The sequence below is a fragment of the Streptomyces fuscichromogenes genome, assembly GCF_014645815.1.
GTDB lineage: Bacteria > Actinomycetota > Actinomycetes > Streptomycetales > Streptomycetaceae > Streptomyces > Streptomyces fuscichromogenes.
This window is the reverse complement of record NZ_BMML01000001.1, coordinates 1-18,564: the sequence shown is the minus strand read 5'-3', so window position 1 is coordinate 18,564 and position 18,564 is coordinate 1. Positions and strand designations below refer to the sequence as shown.

Sequence of the window (18,564 nt, the reverse complement as noted above, 5' to 3'; positions counted from 1 at the left end):
CGGAGTCTAGAGGGCGCCGGTGTCCTATGGCTCGGTCGGCCCCCAAATCGGGGTGAAGGTCCTATGAGACGTTCACGCCGAAGTCGAGCGCGATGCCGCGCAGCCCCGAGGCGTACCCCTGGCCGACGGCCCGGAATTTCCACTCGCTCTGGTAGCGGTAGAGCTCGCCGAAGATCATGGCCGTCTCGGTGGAGGCGTCCTCGGACAGGTCGTAGCGGGCGAGTTCCTGGCCGTCGGCCTGGTTGACCACCCGGATGAAGGCGTTGGAGACCTGTCCGAAGGTCTGGCCGCGGTCGTCGGCCAGGTGGATGGAGACCGGGAACACGATCTTGTCGCAGTTGGCCGGCACCTTGGCCAGGTCGACCAGAATCGATTCGTCGTCGCCCTCGCCCTCACCGGTGAGGTTGTCGCCGGTGTGCTCGACCGAGCCCTCGGGGCTCTTGAGCTGGTTGTAGAAGACGAACCACTCGTCGCCGAGGACCCGCCCGCCCTGGCACAGCAGGGCGCTGGCGTCCAGGTCGAAGGGGGCGCCGGTGGTGGAGCGGGCGTCCCAGCCGAGTCCGATCATGACGTTGGTGAGGTTCGGTGCGGCCTTCGAGAGGGAGACATTGCCCCCCTTGGCGAGCGTGACGCCCATGATGCTGGTCCTCCCCTAGCGGTACTTCTCCGGTTGTCCTGCACGTCCGGCGCCGACCGTAAACGGTGCGACGCCGGACAGTGCGGACTTTCGAACGCCCCGGGGCGTTCAGCTGGCTCAGACGTTGACGCCGAAGTCCTGGGCGATGCCGCGCAGGCCCGAGGCGTAGCCCTGGCCGATGGCACGGAACTTCCACTCCGCGCCGTTGCGGTAGAGCTCGCCGAAGACCATCGCGGTCTCGGTGGAGGCGTCCTCGGACAGGTCGTAGCGGGCGATCTCGGCGCCGCCGGCCTGGTTGACCACGCGGATGAACGCGTTGCGCACCTGGCCGAAGGACTGCTGGCGGTTGTCCGCGTCGTAGATCGACACGGGAAAGACGATCTTGTCGACATCGGCGGGGACCGTGGCCAGGTTGACCTTGATCACCTCGTCGTCGCCCTCGCCCTCACCGGTGAGGTTGTCGCCGGTGTGCTCGACCGAGCCCTCGGGGCTCTTGAGGTTGTTGAAGAAGACGAAGTTCTGGTCGCTGGCGACCTTGCCCGCCGCGTTCAGCAGCAGGGCGCTGGCGTCCAGGTCGAAGTCGGTGCCGGTGGTGGTCCGGACGTCCCAGCCGAGACCGACGAGGACCGCGGTCAGGCCGGGGGCCTCCTTCGTCAGCGATACGTTGCCGCCCTTGCTGAGGCTGACTCCCACGGGTCCTCCCATGTGTGGTCCAGGGGCGGGAAGCCCCGGACGTGCTTCGGATACCGGATCAACGATTCGATCCTAGTGACGGGTTCCCGCCGCACGCAGGCCCTGGACCCCGAACAATCACGGGGTGTCGGCCGTATCGACCCCTAGGGGACACGGCGGGGGCGGGTCACAGCGCGTCGAGCGCCGTCACGTAGTCGTTCAGGTCCCGGGCGTCCGGCAGCCCGTTGACCACGGTCCACCGCACGACGCCCTCCTTGTCGATGACGAAGGTGCCGCGGACGGCGCAGCCCTTGGCGTCGTCGAAGACGCCGTAGGCGCTCGAGGTCTCGCCGTGCGGCCAGAAGTCGCTCAGCAGCGGGTACTCCAGGCCCTCCTGCTCGGCGAAGACGCGCAGGGTGTGGATGGAGTCGTTGGAGACCGCCAGCAGCTGGGTGCCGCGGTCCTCGAAGCGGGGCAGGTTGTCGCGCAGCTCGCACAGCTCGCCCGTGCACACGCCCGTGAAGGCGAACGGGTAGAAGAGCAGCACCACGTTCTTCTCGCCACGGAAGTCGGACAGCCGCACGGTCCGGCCGTGGTTGTCCTTGAGCTCGAAGTCGGGTGCCTTGTCGCCGACCTGGATCGCCATCGTCCTGCATCCCATCGTCAGGGGCTGTTCGGGTGGGAACACCCTATGCGGCGATCACGGCGGACCGGCGGACGGACCCGGACGGGTCCGTCCGCCGGCGAGGCTCGGGCGACGGGGCTCAGCGCTTCTTGGCTGCGGCCTTCGGCGTGTTCAGCCGGCTTCCGTTCCAGTCCTTGCCCACACTGACGCTCTTGGTCTGCGAGAGACCGGCGGTCGTGACCGCCTCACCGATGTCGCTCGGCTCGACGTAGCCGTCGCGGCCGGTCTTCGGGGTCAGCAGCAGGATCGAGCCACCCTCTTCGAGGTAGCCGAGGGCGTCGACCAGCGCGTCCGTCAGGTCGCCGTCTTCCTCACGGAACCACAGCACCACGGCGTCGGCCACGTCGTCGTAGTCCTCGTCCACCAGCTCGGTGCCGATGGTGTCTTCGATGGACTCGCGGAGCTCCTGGTCGACGTCGTCGTCGTAGCCGATCTCCTGGACCACCTGGTCTGGCTGGAACCCCAGCCTGACGGCAGGGGTGGTCCGCTCCTCCGCGTGGTCCGCGGTCGCGCTCACGGGTTGCCTCCTGATCATGTCTTGGTGATGAACTCAGCCACGCGCGTGCGCGAAGCATTGGCCGTAGTCCACACGGGCGGGACGGATCGCGCAAGTACCCGGCCGTTCAGACCGCCGAAACGGTGACGATCCCGGCCGTGTCGCCGCAACTCCCGGCACCGTATCGCGGACCGGTGTGACACACACCACTCCCTTTTGCCCGCAATGTTCCTTTCGGAATCATCCTCACATACGGCGGTCGAACGAGTTTGCCAAGCGCGTCACACCCCGGGCGTATCGTTGCGTTTTGGCCGGTCCCGAGTTACCTCGCGGTAGAGATGACGTGTGCTGCCCCTGGGGGGACGATGGACAGCGGCGCAGGCCAAACGCCTGGAAACAGCGAAAACAGCGAAAAACAGGGAATCAGTGCCCCTCTGACAGGTAAGGAACAGCGTGGCTTCCGGATCCGATCGCAACCCGATCATCATTGGCGGCCTTCCGAGTCAGGTTCCTGACTTCGATCCCGAGGAGACCCAGGAGTGGCTCGACTCGCTCGACGCCGCCGTCGACGAGCGCGGCCGTGAACGGGCCCGTTATCTGATGCTCCGCCTGATCGAGCGCGCGCGCGAGCGGCGCGTGGCGGTGCCCGAGATGCGCAGCACGGACTACGTGAACACGATCCCGACCCGGGCCGAGCCGTTCTTCCCGGGCAACGAGGAGATCGAGCGCAAGGTCCTCAACGCCACCCGCTGGAACGCCGCGGTGATGGTCTCCCGCGCCCAGCGCCCGGGTATCGGTGTCGGCGGCCACATCGCCACCTTCGCGTCCTCGGCCTCTCTCTACGACGTCGGCTTCAACCACTTCTTCCGCGGCAAGGACGACGGCCTCGGCGGCGACCAGGTCTTCTTCCAGGGCCACGCCTCCCCCGGCATCTACGCGCGCGCGTTCCTGCTCGACCGGCTCAGCGAGGCCCAGCTGGACGGCTTCCGCCAGGAGAAGTCGAAGTACCCGGACGGCCTCTCCAGCTACCCGCACCCGCGCTCGATGCCGGACTTCTGGGAGTTCCCGACGGTGTCGATGGGCCTCGGCCCGATCGGCGCGATCTACCAGGCGCGGATGAACCGCTACATGCAGGCGCGCGGGATCGCCGACACGTCGAAGTCACACGTCTGGGCGTTCCTCGGCGACGGCGAGATGGACGAGCCGGAGTCGCTCGGCCAGCTGTCCATCGCCGCCCGCGAGGGCCTGGACAACCTGACCTTCGTCGTCAACTGCAACCTCCAGCGGCTCGACGGCCCGGTGCGCGGCAACGGCAAGATCATCCAGGAGCTGGAGTCGGTCTTCCGGGGCGCCGGCTGGAACGTGATCAAGCTGGTCTGGGACCGCACCTGGGACCCGCTGCTCGCCCAGGACCGCGACGGCGTCCTGGTCAACAGGATGAACACCACCCCGGACGGACAGTTCCAGACCTACGCCACCGAGTCCGGCGCGTACATCCGCGACCACTTCTTCGGCGACGACCAGCGGCTGCGCGCCATGGTCGCGAGCATGACCGACGACCAGATCCTGCACCTGGGCCGCGGCGGCCACGACCACCGCAAGATCTACGCGGCGTTCAAGGCGGCCACCGAGCACCGGGGCCAGCCGACGGTCATCCTGGCCAAGACGATCAAGGGCTGGACGCTGGGCCCGAACTTCGAGGGCCGCAACGCCACGCACCAGATGAAGAAGCTGACGGTCACCGACCTCAAGGGCTTCCGGGACCGCCTGCACCTGCCGATCTCCGACAAGGAGCTGGAGTCCGGCCTGCCGCCGTACTACCACCCGGGCCGGAACTCGGAGGAGATCCAGTACATGCACGACCGGCGCAAGGGCCTCGGCGGCTACGTCCCGACCCGCGTCGTACGCTCCGCACCGCTCGCCCTGCCGGACGACAAGACGTACGCGACCGTGAAGAAGGGCACCGGCCAGCAGTCCATCGCGACCACCATGGCCTTCGTCCGCCTCCTCAAGGACCTCATGCGGGACAAGGAGCTGGGCCGCCGATTCGTCCTGATCGCGCCGGACGAGTACCGCACCTTCGGCATGGACTCCTTCTTCCCGAGTGCGAAGATCTACAACCCGCTCGGCCAGCAGTACGAGGCGGTCGACCGCGACCTGCTGCTCGCCTACAAGGAGTCGCCGACCGGCCAGATGCTGCACGACGGCATCTCGGAGGCGGGCTGCACGGCCTCCCTGATCGCGGCGGGCTCGGCCTACGCCACCCACGGCGAGCCGCTCATCCCGGTCTACGTCTTCTACTCGATGTTCGGTTTCCAGCGCACCGGCGACCAGTTCTGGCAGATGGCCGACCAGCTGGCGCGCGGTTTCGTCCTGGGTGCGACCGCCGGCCGTACGACCCTGACCGGCGAGGGTCTCCAGCACGCCGACGGCCACTCCCAGCTGCTCGCCTCGACGAACCCGGGCTGCGTGGCCTACGACCCGGCGTACGCGTACGAGATCGCCCACATCGTCCAGGACGGCCTGCGCCGGATGTACGGCGGAGACGCGGAGCACCCGCACGGCGAGGACGTCTTCTACTACCTGACCGTCTACAACGAGCCGATCCAGCACCCGGCCGAGCCGGCCGACGTGGACGTCGAGGGCATCCTCAAGGGCATCCACCGGATCGGCGCGGGCACGGCGGGCACGGTCCCGGCGCAGATCATGGCGTCGGGCGTGGCGGTCCCCTGGGCGATCGAGGCCCAGCGGATCCTCGCCGAGGACTGGAACGTGAAGGCCGACGTCTGGTCCGCCACCTCCTGGAACGAGCTGCGGCGCGAGGCCGTGGCCTGCGAGCAGCACAACCTGCTGCACCCGGAGGAGGAGCAGCGGACGCCGTGGGTGACGCAGAAGCTGAGCGGCGCCGAGGGTCCGTTCGTGGCCGTGTCCGACTGGATGCGATCGGTTCCGGACCAGATCGCGCGCTGGGTGCCGGGCACGTACCAGTCGCTGGGCGCCGACGGGTTCGGCTTCGCCGACACGCGGGGCGCGGCGCGCCGTTTCTTCCACATCGACGCGCAGTCGATCGTGGTCGCGGTGCTGACCGAACTGGCCCGTGAGGGCAAGCTCGACCGCTCGGTGCTCAAGCAGGCCATCGACCGGTACCAGCTGCTGGACGTCACGGCGGCGCACCCGGGCGCGGCGGGCGGCGACGCGTAGCGCTCCGCGAGGAGGCCGGTGGGCGACTGCGGGCCGGTGGGAGCCGGTCGCGCAGTTCCTCCCCCAGCCTTCGGCCGGGGGTACCCCCAGCGCCCCTTCGGGGCGCTTTCGGGGCTCGGATGATGCCTACGATGCTCACATGGAACGACAGTCGGCGCAGGCCCGTTGGGAGCAGGTCACCCAACGGCCGTTGCTGGCGCTGGCGGTGGTCTTCGCCGTCGCCTACGCGCTGCCGATCGTGGACCGTTCCGCCGGGCACGTCCTCACCTCCGCGTGCACGGTCACGGAGTGGGCGGTGTGGGGTTCCTTCGCCCTCGACTACCTGGTCCGGCTGGCGGTGGCGCCCCGGCGCCGGGAGTTCGTCCGGACGCACTGGATAGACCTGTGCGCGGTGGTGCTGCCGCTGCTCCAGCCGCTGCGGCTGCTGCGGCTCGTCGCGACGCTGATGCTGGTGGGGCGGCGGGCCCGGATGGCCTCGCAGATCCGGCTGACCACGTATGTCGTGGGCACGGTCATCGGGTTGCTGATGTTCGGGTCGCTGGCCGTGCTGTCGGTGGAACGCGACTCGCCGAACGGGAACATCCGGACGCTGGGTGACGCGCTGTGGTGGTCGTTCACGACGATGACGACGGTGGGGTACGGGGACCACGCGCCGACCACGGGGCTGGGCCGGATGATCGCGGTGGGCCTGATGCTCTCCGGGATCGCCCTGCTCGGTGTGGTGACGGCGAACATCGCGACGTGGTTCATCGCCCGGTTCGAGAAGGACGACGTGGAGGAGCGGCGGCAGACGGAGGCGATCGCCCTGCTGACCGAGGAGGTACGGGCGCTGCGGGCCGAGGTGCTTGCTTTGCATGAGGGGGCGGGGGCGGGGGCCGGCGCAGGACCACGCTCACCGGCGCTGGCCGGGTGCCGCTGCGCCCACCCGTGCCGCCCTGCGGCGCCCCTGCGGCACGGCTGCCCGCAGACAGAGAGCTGATGTGGCTGCCCCGACGGCTGGGCAGTGCCCCGTAAGGGGCGCTGGGGGTACCCCCAGCCGAAGGCTGGGGGAGGAACTGCGCGATCGGCCCCCACCGGCTCGCACGCCAGAGCTAGACGCCACCCAGCCACAGCAGCGCCAACAGCGTGTCGATGGCTCCGAGTACGACCGCCACCAGTGCCGGTACCGAGCTCTTCGGGTTCCATGACCGGCCCATGGAGAGCCAGCCGCACGCCAGTGCCGCCGGCCCCAGCACGATCCCCAGCGTGAAGAAGCCGGCGACCGCGCAGATCGTGCCGACGATGCCCAGCGTGTCGCGGTCCAGCCCGTCCCATGGGCCTGTGCGGCCATGTGAACGGGGGTACCCACGGGTCCGTCGCCCGAAGCTCGCCACCATCAACTCCTCTGTCCGCATGGACTGTTCGGCGTCGATGACCGGGTACCCCCGTTCCTCCTCGGCAGGCCTGCCCGCGCGCTGCCCCCCTCCGGCAGCGCGCCGCGGCCCGCCGTCCTCCCATGCCCTGCGGAGGACTTGACCCACTGTGACCTGCGGCGCGCGCCGGGGGCGAGGAATCTTTAGCGGAGTCACCCTGATAGGTGAACTCCGCCCGAAGACGCCTCAGATGTGGCCCACGCCCGCGTCGGCACCCGCGTTCTCGCCCCGCTTGGTGAGCAGCGCGACCAGGATCGCGACCGGTGCGACACCGACCTGGACCGCTTCGGAGGCCTGCGCCAGCTGCGCGTCGACCGCGACGGTTGTCAGGGTGAACCAGGGATGGCCGCGCAGGCCGGGGACCGGCGGCTGGTCCGGCGGGGCTGCCGCTGCCCTGTCCCCCGATCCCGCCGTGTCGATCGTGGTCTGCCCAGTCATGCGTTCGAGGCTAGTGACAGCCTCTGACAGTTGACAAACAAATTCACTAGTCAGTAACTGTCAGGCATGGAAACGTTGCGCGAACGCAAGAAGCAGCGCACCCGGGACGCGCTGCTGCGCACCGCGCTCGAACTGTTCGTGACCCAGGGCTACGAACACACCACGGTCGACGAGATCGCCGCCCGCGTCGACGTCTCGCAGCGCACCTTCTTCCGTTACTTCGCCGGCAAGGAGGACGCGGCCTTCTTCGTGCCGCGGCTCACCGAGGAGCACTACGTCGAGGCGGTGCGCCGGCGCCCGCCCGAGGAGACCCCGCTGGACGCGCTGCGCCGGTCGGTCATGGACAGCTGGGACACCATCGAGCAGGCGATCGAGAGTTACGTCCCGGTCGAGCTGTTCCTGCGCACGTACAAGATGATCGAGGCGACCCCGGCCCTGTTCGCCGCCCGGCTGCGGCGCCAGGCGGAGACGGAGGAGGAGATCGCCCGGATCATCGCCGAGCGGGAGGGCGTCGACCCGGACACCGACCCCCGGCCGCGGCTCGTGGTCGCCGTGTTCGGCGCCGTCATCCGGGTCGCCGAGCGGCACTGGTCGGTCGGCGAGGACTTCAGCACCACCGCGATCCGCGAACTCACCGCGTCCTACCTCGATCAGGTGGGGCCGGCGCTCGCCGGGAACTGGCGCGCGGGCGGAACCCGTCCGCACCCGGCCGCCGCTCCGTCCACACCGGCCTGAGACCGGCCTCACGTTTGCCGAAACGTGATAACAGTCACTCAGTTACCGCGAGACCCCTTCGTTCTCCTAGTGTGTCCTCCCAGTGACTTCCTTCGACGCCTCCCCGCCGCTCAACGTCTGGCGCGCACTGCTCGCCCTGGCCGTGGTGTTCGTGATGCTCGCGACCACCGGCTGGACCGCCATGCGCACGCACCGCGAGACCACCGCCCTCCAGGCCTCCCTCGACAAGTGGGAGCACGGCAGTGTCCACGGCCTGCACCTGCCGGACCCGCAGGCGTCGCCCGCGCGGCTCACCCGGTTCTTCGCGTCGCTGACCGCGCAGGAGCGCGACCGGCTCGCGCACCGCTACCCGCTCGCCGTGGGCAACATGAACGGCGCCCCGGTCGAACTGCGCTACCGCGCCAACGACATCGCCCTCGGCCGGCAGCGCGCCGTCGAGAAGAAACGTATGCACGACCCCCGGCTCAGCGCGGCCGGGCAACAGGACGCCGGCCGCCGGATGCACCGCTACGAGGCGCTGATGGCGAAGGGCCGGCAGATCCTCGCCTTCGACCCGGACGGCAGCGGCCGGGTCGCGGAGGTGTTCGGCGACCTCGACAGGGCGGCACGGATCTCCGTCGTCGTCCCCGGTGTCGACACCGACCTGCTGACCTTCCAGAAGACGTACCGCCAGTACACCGCGCCGGTCGGCATGGCCAGGGCGCTGTACACGGCGGAGCGCACGGCCGACCCGGCGACCCGCACGGCGGTGATCGCCTGGGCCGACTACACCGCGCCCGACGGCCTCGGCGTGGACGCGGCGACCGGGATGGCCGCCGAGCAGGGCGCCGTACGCCTCAACGCGCTGCTGCGGGCGCTGCCCGGCGACGCGCCGGTGTCGATGTTCTGCCACAGCTACGGCTCGGTGGTCTGCGGGGTGGCCGCGCACGCCATGCCGGACCGGGTGGCCGACATAGCGGTGGCCGCGAGTCCCGGGATGCGCGTCGAGAACGCCTCGCACCTGGGCACCGCGGCCCGGGTGTGGGCGATGCGGGACGCCACCGACTGGATCCAGGACGTCCCCTACCTGGAGCTCGGCGGACTCGGCCACGGCGCCGACCCCGTCTCCTCCTCGTTCGGTGCCCGGGTGCTGTCGGCGCGCGACGCCCAGGGACACGCCGGCTACTTCGAGCCGGGCACGGACAGCCTGCGCAACCTCGCGGACGTCGGGGTCGGCGCATACGGCGCGGTGACCTGCGCCCACGACGATGACGGGTGCCGGGCGGGTTTGTCCGGCACGTTGATGGCCGGACGCGCGTAGAGACAGCAGGAAGTGCGGTATGCGCGGGGATGGGACTGGGAAGCACGTGCCGCATACGATGAGCCGCATGGGTGACGTACTGGCCGGATTTCATGCTGCCTGGGAGTTCGAGTCCGACTCCGTGCTCATCCGCTACGAACGGGGGATTCGAACACCCAAGCTGTTCCAGAGCCTGGGTGAACGCCGGGTGCCACTGGCCGCGCTGGCGGGCGTGACGCTCACGCCGGGGAAGCGGGGCACGGTCGTACTCCGGGCCGAGCCGCGCCCCGGCGCGGATCCGCTGTTCGAGGCGGCGGCCGGACAGCTGAAGGACGGCAGCGACCCGTACCGCCTGGTGCTTCCGGCCGAGCGGGCGACCCTCGCCGAGTACTACGCGGACGAACTGCGCCCGCTGCTCACCGCCTCCGGCCCGGCGGAGAGGTTCCTGGTGGCCGCGCCCGAGGGACCCCGCCAGTTCAAGGCGTACGACGGGAAGGCGACCTTCGACGGCGGGGCCGTGCACTTCCGGTGGTCGTGGACGGGCGCGTCCACGGCGAAGTGGAAGGCCGGCGACCAGAGCTTCGCCGTCGCCGACCTGGCGGGGGTGGAGTGGCGGTCGCCGGAGGTCTTCGAGGGGCATCTGCGACTGCTGCGGCGCGACCTCGCGGCGGCGACGCCCGCGGTCCCGGCCGACCAGGATCCGGCGACCGTGGTGTTCGGGCTGGGGTACGGCCCGGTGCACGAGTCGCTGCCGTTCGCCGCGGCCGTGCTGGAGGCGGTGCGGGCCAAGGGGGCCGCCGCGGTGCCGACGCCGGCGGGGCGGCGGGACCCCGCCGACATCGCCGAGCGGATCCGGCATCTGGGGGAGCTGCATCGGGCGGGGCTGGTGACCGATGAGGAGTTCGCCGCGAAGAAGGCGGAGTTGTTGGCGGAGCTTTAGCAGTTCTTTCGGGTGCGGGCGGTGGTGGGTTGCTCGCGCAGTTCCCCGCGCCCCACGGGGCGCCAGTGCGAGGGGCGCTGTCAGTTACCGCCTGTCTCGTAGAAACTGATCTTTCGGTCCAGCACCGACAGGGTGTCGTGCAGTTCGGCGATCCTCGACACCACGTCCCTGCGGGTCTGTTCGAGGAGTTCCCGGCGGTCGGGGTAGGTCGTCTCGCCCTCCCTCACCAGCTCCGCGTAGCGCACCATGTCCGCCACCGGCATTCCGGTCAGGCGGAGCTTGGTGACGAAGTCCAGCCAGTCCAGGTCGCGGTTGCTGTAGCGGCGCTGGCCGGTGTGGGAGCGGTCGATGTGGGACATCAGGCCGATCCGCTCGTACCAGCGCAGGGTGTGGGCGGTCAGGCCGGTGAAGGCGACGACCTCGCTGATCGTGTAGCGGTCCTGGCCCTCGGGACGCGGGTGCCGCCGGGGTGGGGCGGAACAGATGTCGGCGGGCGCGCGGTCGGGCTGCTGGGTGGGGGCCGCGGTCGTTGTCTGCATCACCGTCATACGCCCACGCTATGGCCTTGGAGTGCACTCGAAGCAAGCGGAACCGTGTAAGAAATACGCGCGACGAGCGGGCCGGGCGGTGGCTAGCGTGCGGGGCATGACTCTCGTACGCCGTGCCACGGCCGAGGACGCTCCGGAAGTACTGCGGCTGCGCCAGGTGATGATCGACTCGCTGCCCGGCGGGGACGGCGACACAGGATGGCACGCGGGGGCGCGGCCCGCCCTGGAGGAGAGGCTGGGCGAGCCGGACGGGGACTTCGCCGCGTTCGTCGTCGACCATCCGGACCGGCCGGGGGCGCTGGCGGCGCTGGTCGCCGGGACCGTCGACTACCGGATCGGCAAGGCGCACAGCCCGCACGGCCGCTCCGGGTACGTCTTCAGCGTGGCCACCGACCCGGACACCCGCCGGCGCGGGTACGCACGCGCGTGCATGGAGGAGCTGCTGGCCTGGTTCCGGCAGCGGGGCGCGGGGCAGGTCATGCTGACCGCGTCCGCCGAGGCCCGGCCCCTCTACGCCGCCCTCGGCTTCGTCCACAAGCCGGACCCCACGATGAGCCTGCGGCTCTGAGCCGCACAGGGCCTGTCGTCACATTCCCGTCGTCGCCCGAAGGGCGGCCTGGCGGCGTCAGGTGCGTGCTCTCGGTGTGCCGGGCGTGGACCCGCGTACTGGATGTACTCGGGTCCGCGCCCGGTGCGGCGAGAGTGCGTGCATGGCGTCGCCAGGCAGACGGGAATGTGACGACAGGCCCTAGGCTCGCAGGCATGTCTCTGAACAGCCTCGCGTCGATCGAGAACTGGCCCGTGCCCACCGCCGCCGCGGGTGCCGTGCGGGCCGACGGGACGGTCCTGGGCGGCCATGGGCCGGTGGACCACCGCTTCCCGCTCGCCTCCGTCACCAAGCCGCTCGCGGCGTACGCGGTGCTCGTCGCGTACGAGGAGGGGGCGGTCGAACTCGACGAGCCGGCGGGGCCGCAGGGGGCGACGGTACGGCACCTGCTCGCGCACACCTCGGGGCTGGCCTTCGACGAGCACCGGGTGACGGCGCCGCCCGGGGAACGGCGGCTGTACTCCAACGCGGGGTTCGAGGTGCTCGGGGACCATGTCGCCAAGGCGACGGAGATGCCGTTCGCCGAGTACGCGCGGCAGGCGGTGCTGGAGCCGCTGGGCATGACGTCGACGTCGCTGGCGGGCTCGCCTGCGAAGGACGGCGTGTCCTCGGTGTCGGACCTGCTGCGTTTCGCGGCGGAGCTGCAGGCGCCGCGGCTGCTGGACCCGCGGACGGTGGCGGAGGCGACGCTGACCGTCCAGTACCCGGGCACGAAGGGCGTGCTGCCGGGGTACGGCCACCAGAACCCGAACGACTGGGGACTGGGCTTCGAGATCCGGGACGGCAAGACCCCGCACTGGACGGGTTCCTCGTCCTCGCCGCGGACGTTCGGGCACTTCGGGCAGGCGGGCACGTTCCTGTGGGTCGACCCGGACGCCGGGCTGGCGTGTGTCGCACTGACGGACCGGGCGTTCGGCCCTTGGGCGGTCGAGGCGTGGCCGGTGTTCACGGACGCGGTACTGGCGGAGCCGCGGGGCTGAGGCAGGGGGTTTCACTCGCCCGCGCCGGCGGGGTGCCGCTGCGGGGGGATGTGGCGGGAGCGCCCGCGGCCGGACAACGACCGTCGCTACCCCGCCATTTCCCACAGCAACAACTCCGCCTCCGTGATCCCCGACGTCTCCAGGTCCTTCGCGCCGGTGATCCGTACGGAGTCCCCTGGCCCCAACTCCTCCCCACCGACCCGCGCTTCCCCCCGCACCACGTGCACGTACACATACGCCCCGTCCGGCACCGCCGTCCGCTCCCCCGCTCCCAGGCGGCGGACGTGCAGCATCGCGGCGGCCTCCGGGACGGCGTAGGGGGTGGAGTCGGCGATGCCGCGGACGATGTCGTACGCCGGTTCGCCCCCGGGCCGCACCGGGGCCAGCCACATCTGGACGAAGGTCAGGGGCAGCTCGCCGTCGTTGCGCTCCACGTGGCGGACGCCCCCCGCGGCGCTCAGGCGCTGCACGTCGCCGCGCCGGACCACCGTCTCGTTGCCCGCCGAGTCGCGGTGGGTGAGCTCGCCCTCGACCACCCACGTCACGATCTCGGTGTGGCTGTGCGGATGCTCGTCGAATCCGGCGCCCGGCGCCAGACGCTCCTCGTTGCAGGCGATCACCGCCGCGAAGCGCAGGTTGTCGGGGTCGTAGTGCGGGCCGAAGGAGAAGGCGTGCGACGACTCGATCCCGGTCGCCGGGTCGCCTCCCGGATAGCGCTGCGCCGCGCGCCTGACGTCCATCACGGCACCACGGTAGACCGCAGTCGGCACCCGGCGGCGCAGGCTCCCGTCCGGATAAGGCAGTCTTGTCCCCGTGCCCGAACCCGTAACGCGCAAGTCCGACCCCTCGGCTCATCAGGCCCACCCGCACTCCGCGACCCTGAAGCGGCTGGAGAAGTCGTCCGGCAGCCTCGCCGCCCAGGCCATCGCACGCATGGACGAGACCCTGTCGTGGTACCGGGCCATGCCACCGGAGAACCGCTCGTGGATCGGACTCGTCGCCCAGGCGGGCATCGCGGCCTTCACCGAGTGGTTCCGGCACCCGGACGCCCCGCAGGCGATCTCGACGGACGTGTTCGGTACCGCGCCGCGGGAGCTGACCCGGGCGATCACCCTGCGGCAGACGGTGGAGATGGTGCGGACCACCATCGAGGTCATGGAGAGCGCGATCGACGAGGTCGCGGCCCCGGGCGACGAGAACGTGCTGCGCGAGGCGCTGCTCGTGTACGCCCGTGAGATCGCCTTCGCCACCGCCCAGGTGTACGCCCAGGCCGCCGAGGCACGCGGTGCCTGGGACGCCCGGCTGGAGTCGCTCGTCGTCAACGCCGTGCTGAGCGGCGAGGCGGACGAAGGAGCGGTGAGCAGGGCCGCGGCGCTCGGGTGGAACTCGCCCGACCATGTGTGCGTCGTCCTCGGTACCGCGCCCGACGGAGACAGCGAACTGACCGTCGAGGCGATCCGGCGGGCCTCCCGGCACGCCAAGCTCCAGGTGCTGACCGGGGTGCTCGGGGACCGGCTGGTGGTCATCGCGGGCGGCAACGACAACCCGCTGGCCGTGGCCAAGTCACTGATCGGGCCGTACGCCGCGGGACCGGTCGTGGCGGGGCCGGTGGTGCCGGACCTGCTGGCCGCCACCCGGTCCGCGCAGGCCGCCGCCGCGGGGCTCAAGGCGTGTTCCGCCTGGCAGGACGCGCCGCGGCCGGTGCTGGCGGACGATCTCCTTCCGGAGCGCGCCATCGCGGGCGATCCGAGCGCGCGCGAGCAGTTGGTGGAGGAGATCTACAGACCACTGGAAGAAGCCGGTTCGGCGCTGCTGGAAACACTGAGCGTCTATCTGGAGCAGGCGAGCAGCCTGGAGGGTGCCGCCCGGATGCTCTTCGTTCACCCGAACACCGTGCGCTACCGGCTCCGACGTGTGACTGACGTCACCGGGTGGTCACCGTCCGATGTACGATCCGCCTTCACACTGCGGATCGCGCTGATCCTGGGGCGTCTGGTCGATGGAGATCTCCAGCCATAGGATTTTGTCGGGGCCCCACAAAACCCCCTCGTGTTCTTCGTCCCTGTCCCCACGGGCGGCCGTGGCCGTCCCCAAGAGAGAGTGTGAGAGTGCTCGTACTCGTCGCTCCCGGCCAGGGCGCCCAGACCCCTGGCTTCCTGACCCCCTGGCTCGCCCTCCCCGGTGTCGAGGACCGTCTGCGTGCCTGGTCGGACGCGATCGGTCTCGATCTGGTGCACTACGGCACGGACGCCGACGCGGACGAGATCCGGGACACCTCGGTCGCCCAGCCGCTGCTCGTCGCCGCGGGGCTCGTGTCCGGCGCGGCACTCGGTACCCAGACATCAGCCGCTGCCGCGGCGGTCGCCGACATCGCGCCCGGCGCGGTCGCGGGGCACAGCGTCGGTGAGATCACCGCCGCCGCCTTCGCGGGCGTCCTGGACGACATCGCCGCGCTGACCCTCGTGCGCAGGCGCGGGCTGGCGATGGCCGAGGCCGCCGCGATCACCAGGACCGGCATGTCGGCGCTGCTCGGCGGCGACCCGGAGGTCTCCGTCGCGCACCTGGAGAAGCTCGGTCTGACCCCGGCGAACATCAACGGCGCGGGGCAGGTCGTCGCGGCCGGGACCCTGGAGCAACTCGCCGCGCTCGACGCGGACAAGCCCGAGGGGGTCCGCAAGGTCGTCGCCCTCAAGGTCGCCGGCGCCTTCCACACGCACCACATGGGCCCCGCGGTCGACAGCCTTGCCGAGGCCGCCAGGGAACTCGCGCCCCTCGACCCGAAGTTCACCTACGTCTCCAACAAGGACGGGCAGGCCGTCACGTCCGGCGAGGAGATCGTGGAGCGGCTGGTCGGCCAGGTGGCCAACCCGGTCCGCTGGGACCTGTGCATGGAGACGTTCAAGGAACTCGGCGTGACCGCCCTCCTCGAGGTGTGCCCCGGCGGCACCCTGACCGGCCTGGCCAAGCGCGCGCTGCCCGGCGTGCGGACGCTGGCCCTCAAGACCCCCGACGACCTCGACGCGGCCCGCGAGCTCATCGCCGAGCACAGCTGAGTTAGGAGCCCACTGCGATGTCGAAGATCAACCCCAGCAAGGGTGCCCCGTACGCGCGCATCCTCGGTGTCGGCGGCTACCGCCCGACCCGTGTGGTGCCCAACGAGGTGATCCTGGAGACGATCGACTCGTCCGACGAGTGGATCCGATCGCGCTCCGGCATCGAGACCCGGCACTGGGCGGGCCCGGACGAGACCGTGGCGGCGATGTCCGTCGAGGCCTCCGGCAAGGCGATCGCGGACGCGGGTATCTCCGCCGAGCAGATCGGCGCCGTGGTCGTCTCGACCGTCTCGCACTTCAGCCAGACCCCGGCCGTCGCGACCGAGATCGCCGACAAGCTGGGCACGAACAAGGCGGCCGCCTTCGACATCTCCGCGGGCTGCGCGGGCTTCGGCTACGGCCTGACGCTCGCCAAGGGCATGGTGGTGGAGGGTTCCGCCGAGTACGTGCTCGTCATCGGCGTGGAGCGGCTCAGCGACCTCACCGACCTGGAGGACCGGGCCACCGCCTTCCTGTTCGGCGACGGCGCGGGCGCGGTCGTGGTCGGCCCCTCGAAGGAGCCGGCGATCGGCCCGACGGTCTGGGGCTCCGAGGGCGACAAGTCCGAGACCATCAAGCAGACCGTCCCCTGGGACCGTCTCCACTTCGGCGACAGAACCGAGCTCCCGCTGGACAGACAGGGCAACATCAAGTTCCCGGCGATCACGCAGGAGGGCCAGGCGGTGTTCCGCTGGGCCGTGTTCGAGATGGCGAAGGTCGCCAAGGAGGCACTGGACGCCGCCGGACTCACTGCGGACGACCTGGACGTCTTCATCCCGCACCAGGCCAACGTGCGGATCATCGACTCGATGGTGAAGACTCTCAAACTGCCGGAGCACGTCACGGTCGCCCGTGACATCCGCACCACCGGCAACACCTCGGCCGCCTCGATCCCGCTCGCGATGGAGCGGCTCCTGGCGACCGGCGAGGCGAAGAGCGGGGACACCGCGCTCGTCATCGGGTTCGGGGCGGGTCTCGTCTACGCCGCCACTGTCGTTACCCTCCCCTAGGCACTCCGTGCCGGATCATGCATCCGGTGCGGGACGCCGACTGCAACACCGCAGCAACCGTCTGGAACATCTAAGAAGGAGCGCCTGACATGGCCGCCACTCAGGAAGAGATCGTCGAAGGTCTCGCCGAGATCGTGAACGAGATCGCCGGCATCCCGGTTGAGGACGTCCAGCTGGACAAGTCCTTCACCGACGACCTGGACGTCGACTCGCTGTCCATGGTCGAGGTCGTCGTCGCCGCTGAAGAGCGCTTCGACGTCAAGATCCCGGACGAGGACGTCAAGAACCTCAAGACCGTCGGCGACGCGACCGACTACATCCTCAAGCACCAGGCCTGAGGCAGTTAACTAGCCTCCGGCTGCAATGCCCCGCCACCCGGCGGTGGCGCCGTCGAATCCCGTATCCGTTGGAGAAAGAATTCCCGTGAGCCCGACCAATCGCACCGTGGTCGTCACCGGTATCGGCGCAACCACACCGCTGGGTGGCGACGCAGCTTCGTTCTGGGAGGCCCTGGTCGCCGGCAAGTCCGGCGTCCGCCTCCTGGAGCAGGACTGGGCGGCCGACCTGCCCGTCCGGATCGCGGCGCAGATCGCCGTCGAACCGAGCGAGATCATCCCGCGTCCGCAGGCCCGCAAGCTGGACCGGTCCGCGCAGTTCGCGCTGATCGCCGCCAAGGAGGCCTGGAAGGACGCCGGTTTCACCGCCAGGGCCGGTGAGGACTCGTCCGCCGACCCCGACCGGGTCGGCACCGTCATCGCCTCCGGCATCGGCGGTGTCACGACCCTGCTGGACCAGTACGACGTGCTCAAGGAGAAGGGCGTACGCCGTGTCTCCCCGCACACCGTGCCGATGCTGATGCCCAACTCGCCGGCCGCCAACGTCGGTATCGAGCTGGGTGCGCGGGCCGGTGTGCACACCCCCGTGTCGGCCTGCGCCTCCGGCGCCGAGGCCATCGGGTACGCCATCGAGATGATCCGCACCGGGCGTGCGGACGTCGTCGTGGCCGGCGGCACCGAGGCGGCGATCCACCCGCTGCCCATCGTGGCGTTCGGCAACATGATGGCGATGTCCAAGAACAACGACGACCCCGAGGGCGCGTCGCGTCCCTACGACTCCGGCCGTGACGGCTTCGTCCTCGGCGAGGGCGCGGGCGTGATCGTCCTGGAGTCCGAGGACCACGCGAAGGCGCGCGGGGCGCGTATCTACGCGGAGGCGGTCGGCCAGGGCATCTCGGCCGACGCGCACCACATCACGCAGCCGGAGCCGTCCGGCAACGGGATCGCGCACGCGCTGCAGAACCTGCTCGACAACACGGATCTGAAGCCGGCCGAGATCGTGCACGTCAACGCGCACGCCACGTCGACGCCGCAGGGTGACGTCGCCGAGATCAAGGCGCTGCGGAAGGTGTTCGGCGACGACGTCGACCACATGGCCATCTCCGCGACCAAGTCGATGACCGGTCACCTGCTGGGCGGGGCGGGCGGTATCGAGACCGTCGCGTCGATCCTGGCGCTGGTGAACCGGACGGCTCCGCCGACCATCAACCTCGACGACCTCGATCCCGAGGTCAACGCGGACGTGGTGCGGGGTGAGGCCCGGCAGCTGCCCGAGGGCAGGATCGCCGCGCTGAACGACTCGTTCGGCTTCGGCGGCCACAACGTCGTACTGGCGTTCAGAACCGTGTGAGAAGCGCTGCACTGAGGCTTGTGGCCCGGACTCCGTCGGATGGAGTCCGGGCCACAGTGCGTTTCGTTGTCGGCTGACCGCCCGGTGGGGGCTGGTCGCGCAGTTCCCCGCGCCCCTAAGAGGCCATCTCATTTGGAGAGTCTGCG

At 70.4% G+C, this 18,564-nt stretch carries 20 protein-coding genes; 12 read left to right on the top strand and 8 right to left on the bottom strand.

Annotated features, from left to right (window positions below; all coding sequences use genetic code 11):
* Positions 1-61 precede the first annotated feature (61 nt).
* From IEZ11_RS00100 to IEZ11_RS00085, 4 genes are all read right to left on the bottom strand, one after another.
* Positions 62-637: a TerD family protein gene (locus IEZ11_RS00100; RefSeq protein ID WP_189260424.1), complete on the bottom strand. Its 576-nt coding sequence runs from the start codon at positions 635-637 to the stop codon at positions 62-64.
* A 117-nt stretch (positions 638-754) separates the two neighbouring features.
* Positions 755-1,330, bottom strand: a complete 576-nt coding sequence (locus IEZ11_RS00095; protein WP_189260423.1) for a TerD family protein — start codon at positions 1,328-1,330, stop codon at positions 755-757.
* A 166-nt stretch (positions 1,331-1,496) separates the two neighbouring features.
* The gene (locus tag IEZ11_RS00090; RefSeq protein ID WP_189260422.1) at positions 1,497-1,955 is read right to left on the bottom strand and encodes a peroxiredoxin; all 459 of its coding nucleotides are present in this window, start codon (positions 1,953-1,955) and stop codon (positions 1,497-1,499) included.
* 118 nt (positions 1,956-2,073) lie between these two features.
* Positions 2,074-2,511, bottom strand: a complete 438-nt coding sequence (locus IEZ11_RS00085; RefSeq protein ID WP_189260421.1) for a DUF3052 domain-containing protein — start codon at positions 2,509-2,511, stop codon at positions 2,074-2,076.
* A gap of 432 nt (positions 2,512-2,943) precedes the next feature.
* On the opposite strand from IEZ11_RS00085, the gene aceE reads away from it, so the two are divergent.
* Together aceE and IEZ11_RS00075 are read left to right on the top strand one after the other, a co-directional pair.
* Positions 2,944-5,691 (top strand): pyruvate dehydrogenase (acetyl-transferring), homodimeric type, encoded by a 2,748-nt coding sequence (aceE, locus tag IEZ11_RS00080; RefSeq protein ID WP_189260420.1) that lies wholly within the window; start codon positions 2,944-2,946, stop codon positions 5,689-5,691.
* Positions 5,692-5,830: 139 nt separating this feature from the next.
* Entirely contained in the window at positions 5,831-6,670 is an 840-nt protein-coding gene (locus IEZ11_RS00075) for a potassium channel family protein (protein ID WP_189260419.1), read from the top strand.
* Between the two features lie 112 nt (positions 6,671-6,782).
* Here the strand turns inward: IEZ11_RS00075 and IEZ11_RS00070 are convergent, their stop codons facing one another.
* Positions 6,783-7,067 carry a small hydrophobic protein gene (locus IEZ11_RS00070; RefSeq protein ID WP_189260418.1) on the bottom strand — a complete coding sequence of 95 codons (285 nt, stop codon included), beginning with the start codon at positions 7,065-7,067 and terminating at the stop codon, positions 6,783-6,785.
* Between the two features lie 222 nt (positions 7,068-7,289).
* Complete coding sequence (locus IEZ11_RS00065; RefSeq protein ID WP_189261118.1) at positions 7,290-7,541, bottom strand: hypothetical protein; 252 nt, start codon at positions 7,539-7,541, stop codon at positions 7,290-7,292.
* Positions 7,542-7,607: 66 nt separating this feature from the next.
* Here IEZ11_RS00065 and IEZ11_RS00060 point away from each other — a divergent pair, with 66 nt between their 5' ends.
* The 3 genes from IEZ11_RS00060 (at position 7,608) to IEZ11_RS00050 (ending at position 10,495) form a co-directional block, all read left to right on the top strand.
* The gene (locus IEZ11_RS00060; RefSeq protein ID WP_189260417.1) at positions 7,608-8,276 is read left to right on the top strand and encodes a TetR family transcriptional regulator; all 669 of its coding nucleotides are present in this window, start codon (positions 7,608-7,610) and stop codon (positions 8,274-8,276) included.
* An 82-nt stretch (positions 8,277-8,358) separates the two neighbouring features.
* The gene (locus tag IEZ11_RS00055; protein WP_189260416.1) at positions 8,359-9,576 is read left to right on the top strand and encodes an alpha/beta hydrolase; all 1,218 of its coding nucleotides are present in this window, start codon (positions 8,359-8,361) and stop codon (positions 9,574-9,576) included.
* A 67-nt stretch (positions 9,577-9,643) separates the two neighbouring features.
* A complete protein-coding gene (locus tag IEZ11_RS00050) occupies positions 9,644-10,495 on the top strand; it encodes a DUF4429 domain-containing protein (protein ID WP_189260415.1) in 852 nt (283 codons plus the stop codon).
* 80 nt (positions 10,496-10,575) lie between these two features.
* Here the strand turns inward: IEZ11_RS00050 and IEZ11_RS00045 are convergent, their stop codons facing one another.
* Positions 10,576-11,043: a MerR family transcriptional regulator gene (locus IEZ11_RS00045; RefSeq protein ID WP_189260414.1), complete on the bottom strand. Its 468-nt coding sequence runs from the start codon at positions 11,041-11,043 to the stop codon at positions 10,576-10,578.
* 97 nt (positions 11,044-11,140) lie between these two features.
* On the opposite strand from IEZ11_RS00045, the gene IEZ11_RS00040 reads away from it, so the two are divergent.
* Together IEZ11_RS00040 and IEZ11_RS00035 are read left to right on the top strand one after the other, a co-directional pair.
* A complete protein-coding gene (locus IEZ11_RS00040; RefSeq protein WP_189260413.1) occupies positions 11,141-11,611 on the top strand; it encodes a GNAT family N-acetyltransferase in 471 nt (156 codons plus the stop codon).
* 194 nt (positions 11,612-11,805) lie between these two features.
* Complete coding sequence (locus IEZ11_RS00035; RefSeq protein ID WP_189260412.1) at positions 11,806-12,630, top strand: serine hydrolase domain-containing protein; 825 nt, start codon at positions 11,806-11,808, stop codon at positions 12,628-12,630.
* Positions 12,631-12,716: 86 nt separating this feature from the next.
* Here IEZ11_RS00035 and IEZ11_RS00030 read toward each other — a convergent pair whose 3' ends face one another.
* Positions 12,717-13,370 (bottom strand): pirin family protein, encoded by a 654-nt coding sequence (locus tag IEZ11_RS00030; protein WP_189261072.1) that lies wholly within the window; start codon positions 13,368-13,370, stop codon positions 12,717-12,719.
* Between the two features lie 73 nt (positions 13,371-13,443).
* Between IEZ11_RS00030 and fasR the strand changes: the two genes are divergently transcribed.
* From fasR to fabF, 5 genes are all read left to right on the top strand, one after another.
* A complete protein-coding gene (gene fasR, locus IEZ11_RS00025; RefSeq protein ID WP_189260411.1) occupies positions 13,444-14,649 on the top strand; it encodes a fatty acid biosynthesis transcriptional regulator FasR in 1,206 nt (401 codons plus the stop codon).
* Positions 14,650-14,738: 89 nt separating this feature from the next.
* On the top strand, positions 14,739-15,683 hold the full coding sequence (locus IEZ11_RS00020; RefSeq protein ID WP_189260410.1) for an ACP S-malonyltransferase: 945 nt from the start codon (positions 14,739-14,741) through the stop codon (positions 15,681-15,683).
* Between the two features lie 17 nt (positions 15,684-15,700).
* On the top strand, positions 15,701-16,732 hold the full coding sequence (locus IEZ11_RS00015) for a ketoacyl-ACP synthase III (RefSeq protein WP_189260409.1): 1,032 nt from the start codon (positions 15,701-15,703) through the stop codon (positions 16,730-16,732).
* A gap of 89 nt (positions 16,733-16,821) precedes the next feature.
* A complete protein-coding gene (locus IEZ11_RS00010; RefSeq protein ID WP_046425089.1) occupies positions 16,822-17,070 on the top strand; it encodes an acyl carrier protein in 249 nt (82 codons plus the stop codon).
* A gap of 85 nt (positions 17,071-17,155) precedes the next feature.
* Positions 17,156-18,418, top strand: a complete 1,263-nt coding sequence (gene fabF, locus IEZ11_RS00005) for a beta-ketoacyl-ACP synthase II (RefSeq protein ID WP_189260408.1) — start codon at positions 17,156-17,158, stop codon at positions 18,416-18,418.
* The last annotated feature ends 146 nt before the right edge of the window (positions 18,419-18,564 follow it).

Bases quoted from the DNA above. Each gene is read 5' to 3' on its own strand.
- IEZ11_RS00040 (WP_189260413.1), top strand. From the start codon at position 11,141: ATGACTCTCGTACGCCGTGCCACGGCCGAGGACGCTCCGGAAGTACTG.
- IEZ11_RS00070 (WP_189260418.1), bottom strand. From the start codon at position 7,067: ATGGTGGCGAGCTTCGGGCGACGGACCCGTGGGTACCCCCGTTCACAT.
- IEZ11_RS00045 (WP_189260414.1), bottom strand. From the start codon at position 11,043: ATGACGGTGATGCAGACAACGACCGCGGCCCCCACCCAGCAGCCCGAC.
- IEZ11_RS00015 (WP_189260409.1), top strand. From the start codon at position 15,701: ATGTCGAAGATCAACCCCAGCAAGGGTGCCCCGTACGCGCGCATCCTC.
- IEZ11_RS00090 (WP_189260422.1), bottom strand. From the start codon at position 1,955: ATGGCGATCCAGGTCGGCGACAAGGCACCCGACTTCGAGCTCAAGGAC.
- IEZ11_RS00050 (WP_189260415.1), top strand. From the start codon at position 9,644: ATGGGTGACGTACTGGCCGGATTTCATGCTGCCTGGGAGTTCGAGTCC.
- IEZ11_RS00100 (WP_189260424.1), bottom strand. From the start codon at position 637: ATGGGCGTCACGCTCGCCAAGGGGGGCAATGTCTCCCTCTCGAAGGCC.
- IEZ11_RS00075 (WP_189260419.1), top strand. From the start codon at position 5,831: ATGGAACGACAGTCGGCGCAGGCCCGTTGGGAGCAGGTCACCCAACGG.
- IEZ11_RS00060 (WP_189260417.1), top strand. From the start codon at position 7,608: ATGGAAACGTTGCGCGAACGCAAGAAGCAGCGCACCCGGGACGCGCTG.
- IEZ11_RS00010 (WP_046425089.1), top strand. From the start codon at position 16,822: ATGGCCGCCACTCAGGAAGAGATCGTCGAAGGTCTCGCCGAGATCGTG.
- IEZ11_RS00065 (WP_189261118.1), bottom strand. From the start codon at position 7,541: ATGACTGGGCAGACCACGATCGACACGGCGGGATCGGGGGACAGGGCA.
- IEZ11_RS00035 (WP_189260412.1), top strand. From the start codon at position 11,806: ATGTCTCTGAACAGCCTCGCGTCGATCGAGAACTGGCCCGTGCCCACC.
- IEZ11_RS00030 (WP_189261072.1), bottom strand. From the start codon at position 13,370: ATGGACGTCAGGCGCGCGGCGCAGCGCTATCCGGGAGGCGACCCGGCG.